The 3324-nt window shown below is 72.3% G+C and carries 3 protein-coding genes and 1 pseudogene; 3 read left to right on the top strand and 1 reads right to left on the bottom strand.

Translation table 11 applies throughout. The features are described from left to right. Positions 1-510 (bottom strand): annotated as a pseudogene (locus tag ACY35P_RS15165) (hypothetical protein); the annotation flags it as partial. A 248-nt stretch (positions 511-758) separates the two neighbouring features. On the opposite strand from ACY35P_RS15165, the gene ACY35P_RS15170 reads away from it, so the two are divergent. The 3 genes from ACY35P_RS15170 to ACY35P_RS15180 all read left to right on the top strand — a co-directional run. Further along, positions 759-1586: a DUF6689 family protein gene (locus tag ACY35P_RS15170; protein WP_462116672.1), complete on the top strand. Its 828-nt coding sequence runs from the start codon at positions 759-761 to the stop codon at positions 1584-1586. A gap of 100 nt (positions 1587-1686) precedes the next feature. Further along, the gene (locus ACY35P_RS15175; RefSeq protein ID WP_462116673.1) at positions 1687-2562 is read left to right on the top strand and encodes an FHA domain-containing protein; all 876 of its coding nucleotides are present in this window, start codon (positions 1687-1689) and stop codon (positions 2560-2562) included. Next, positions 2559-3324, top strand: a 766-nt coding sequence (locus ACY35P_RS15180; RefSeq protein WP_462116674.1) for a serine/threonine-protein kinase, incomplete at its 3' end; no start/stop codon positions are given. The genes ACY35P_RS15175 and ACY35P_RS15180, both read left to right, overlap by 4 nt.

Genomic DNA, 3324 nt, shown 5'->3' on the forward strand with positions numbered 1-3324 from the left:
TTCGGCATCAACATGGTGGCCCTGGTCGACGGCCGTCCGCGGCTGCTGAACCTGCGCGAGATCATCGAGGCGTTCGTTGCCCGAGAACGGGATGGCGCGGCCGAAATCGCCGGGGCTGGACACCGCGCGCGTGGTGCTCGAGATCTGGTTGGCCTGCACGTCGAAATACTTGAGCGGCGCGTTCCAGTAGAGCGAGACGACGTCGTCCTTCTGCGCCAGCGCGCGGATCTCCGCGGGCGTCGCCAGCACGCCGGCGATCGGCAGGCTGCGCATGGTGCGGCCCTTCTCGATCCCCAGCGACTTCAGTTCGGCAAGCTGCACGGCCGAGACAGGGCCCGACTGGCGGTAGGTGACGACGACGGCGAGCTCGTCGGCGGCGGCGGCGGACGCGAGCTTGCCGAGGAGCTGCGGATCGAGGTGGGCATCGGCGAGGGCGACGCCGCTGGCGAGCAGACCGAAGGCGAGTGCGGAGATGCGGACGGGGAGGGAGCGCGAGCGCGGAGCGGACATGGGGAGGTCTCCAGGTGGGGCACCCGAGGGGTGGCGGACCTGTTGTCCCATTTCGACGTGCGTCGACCCATCCGGTGTTGCCACCACGCGAGGCAGGGGTAAACACCCAGGCCGGATGGGTGGAAATCCCGTCGCGCCGGGCCTTCCGCCTCGTCTAGGCTCGCCGGGCGACGGTACCGACGCCGGCTTCACGCGGCGCGCTCTACGGTCCGTCCATTCACGGGGTCTTTACATCTTCGGAGTCGCCCATGCCGCGCGTTCTCGTCCGCTGGTTCTCCCTTGCACTCCTGCTGCTCGCCGCGCCGCTGGCCGCCGCGCAGTCGCTGCCCGTGCAGGTCGCCGTCAACGGCAACGTCGCCACGGTGGTGATCGGCTCGACGAGCGCGCCCGTGGCGGACATGACGCTCGCCTTCGACAGCCCGCACGGCCTCACGCCGTCGAGCCTGGGCGTCAGCGCGCAACTGGTTTCGCTCAGCGACCCCGGACTGCTGGCGCGCCTGCCGGGCACGCTGGCGACCATCGACTCCTCGTTCCCGCTGCTGGTGACGGTCGAGCCCCCCGCGGGCGGGCTCTCCTTCGACCGACTCGTCCGCGTCGAGATCCACACACATGCACTCGCCTACACGTACGGGACGAGCTATCGCCTGTTCAAGGCGCCGCTCGGTGGCGCATTCCGCGACATCACCACCGAGGTCGCGCAGGGCAGCGTGCGGGCGCGCGGCACCACCGGCGGGTTCTCGCAGTTCCTGATCCTGGCCGACGTGCGCCGCACCGGCGACGTGGCGAACGAAAAGCTCGAGCGCCTGCGCACCCGCATCGCCACCCTGCCCGCCTCCGAGGCGGCGCCGCTCGAGGCTTACCGCGCCGCCGCGGCGCAGGCCGTCGCCGACGGACGCTACGACGATGCGCTCGCGAGCCTCGATGCGCTGGCCGCGCGGGTCGATGCGCGCGCCGGCACCGCGATTCCGGACCTCTGGGTGGCCGGCGGCGGTGGCAACAACACGGCAGGCGAACTGTTGGCCGGCGTCGGAACGGCGAAGTTCTCGATCGCCTACCTGCGTAATTTCGGCCACTGACCGCGTCCATGGAACGACGACGCGGCCGGCCGACGGCCCGCGTCGACCGCCCGCGCCGGACGTGCGCCCGGCGCACACGCCCAGGGCCTAAGATCGGCTGATGCAGGCCCGACTCATCGCCTACGTTCCGGATGGCGCCGCGATCGCACGCATCGTCGCGCCCGGCGAGCGCGTGCGCATCGGGCGCGCCGAGACGGCCGAGTTGCGCCTGCCGCATTCGAGCGTTTCGCGCCTGCATGCCGAGCTGCAGCCGCGACCCGACGGCATGTGGGAACTCGCGGACGTGGGCAGCAAGAACGGCACGTTCGTGGACGGCGCCCGCATCGAACGCACCGACCTCGCCCGCAGCGGCTGGCTGCGGTTCGGCGACGTGCATTGCGAACTGTCCCTGCTCGACGAACGCGCGGCCGAGGAGCAGGCGCGGCGCTGGCGCGAACGTCGGGTGCATGCCACGCGCCTCACCGAGCGCATCGATGCGCTCGCGCAGCCGCAGGACGGGACTGCGCCGACGCCCGCGCTGCTCGAACACAGCCTGCGCGCCGTGCTGGAGCTCGCGCAGTGCACCCGGGGCTTCGTGCTGGTGACCGAAGGCGGCGCGCATCGCATCGCGGCGTCGATCGCGCTCGATGCCTCGCTGGCGACGGGCCCCGAATTCACCGGCAGCCTCGGCGCGGTGGCGCAGTCGCTGCGCACGCGGGCGCCCGTCGTCTTCAACGACGTGATGCCGGACCTGCACCTTTCCAGTCGCGATTCGATCGTGCACGCCGGCCTGCGCACGCTGGTGGCGCTCCCGCTGCTCGACGGCCGCAAGGCGATGGGAGCGATCTACGCCGACCGCCGGGAAGCCGGCCCGCCGCTCACCACGCTCGATGTCGAGCTGCTGCAGGCGTTCGCCGAGCGCTGCGCGCTGTGGCTCGCGGCGCGGAGCGAAGCCGAGGGCGGCCTGCCCGATCCCGCGCGCACGCCGCCGCCATGAGCGACGCCACCGCCACCGGCCTCTACGCGCAGATGGACCTCGCGCCCGGCACGTTGCTCGCCGGGCGTTTTCGCATCGAGGGCCTCGTCGGCGTCGGCGGGATGGGGGTGGTCTACCGCGCCCGCGACGAGGCGCTGGGTATTCCCGTCGCGGTGAAGCTGCTGCGGCCCGAGGTCGCGCAACGCGCCGACGCCTTCGACCGCTTCCGGCAGGAACTGCTGCTCGCACGCCAGGTGTCGAGCGCGAACGTCGTGCGCATCCACGACATCGCGCGCCACGAATTTCCGGGCGGTGAATCGCGCTGGCTGATCAGCATGGACCTGATCGACGGCGAGCCGCTCGACCATCGCATCGATCGCGGTCCGCTGCCGGTGGAGGACGCGTTGCGCATCGCGCGGCAGGTCGCGCTCGGCCTCGGTGCGGCGCACGCGCGCGGGGTCGTGCATCGCGACCTCAAGCCGGCGAACGTCCTGATCGACGCCGCGGGCGATGCGTTCGTGACGGACTTCGGCGTCGCGCTGTCGGTCGCCTCCAGCACGCGGCATGCGACGTCCGGCATCGTCGGCACCCCCGACTACCTGTCGCCCGAGCAGGCACGCGGCGATCCGGTCGGCCCGCGCAGCGACCTCTACGCGCTCGGCCTGATCCTCCACGAGATGCTGACCGGCGAACGCGCGTTCGCCTCCGCGACCGCCGCCGAGGCGCTCGCGCAGCGGCTCGTGCGCACGCCGCCGCTGGTCACGGTGCGCCGGCCGGACGCAC

The organism is Lysobacter xanthus (assembly GCF_047159895.1).

Coding starts and splice junctions, on each gene's coding strand:
- ACY35P_RS15170 (WP_462116672.1), top strand. CDS start 759: ATGCCGCGCGTTCTCGTCCGCTGGTTCTCCCTTGCACTCCTGCTGCTC.
- ACY35P_RS15175 (WP_462116673.1), top strand. CDS start 1,687: ATGCAGGCCCGACTCATCGCCTACGTTCCGGATGGCGCCGCGATCGCA.